1 protein-coding gene is annotated in these 498 nt (G+C 30.5%); it reads right to left on the bottom strand.

Features of this window, described 5'->3' with window-relative positions; translation table 11 throughout:
• Positions 1-498, bottom strand: a 498-nt coding sequence (locus tag ACF91D_RS31730; RefSeq protein WP_392438693.1) for a transposase family protein, incomplete at both ends; no start/stop codon positions are given.

Raw genomic sequence — 498 nt, 5'->3', positions numbered from 1 at the left:
TACTTGTTTAACACTTTTAAATTCATCCATTAGTATATGTTTCGGTAATGTGCTGAATGGCAAATGTTTGATATCTTGTGCAGCATGATTAATCACACGTGAAACGGTTGAATTAGATACACCACAAGACTTCGCTATGGATTTCTGAGAACGTATAGTGGTTGCCTTATCTAAAATTGTTAAACGTGTATTATTAGAAATGTGGCGATCAACATCAACGATGTTAGTTTGAGCTGTAAAGTAAGAACAACAATGCTTACAATAGAATCTTTGTTTTTTAAGGATTAAAAATGCATTCATTTCAGATACTTTTGGAATTGTTATTCTAGAACTTTTAAAACCATTTTTTACAATACTATAGTTTGTGTTACATACACCACAACTTTCACAATAATCAGGAATATATGTAACTTTCGCATAATAGCACTTAAATCTTTCTCCTTTGTATTCAATTTCTTCTAGTTTATTGTCGAAAATAACATTAGGGTCTTCAATTCC

It is taken from the genome of Staphylococcus sp. 231237_7MaSpsaltlick (genome assembly GCF_043107035.1).
Note: the sequence above shows the minus strand (reverse complement) of the source record. Positions and strands in the feature narration are given on the sequence as shown.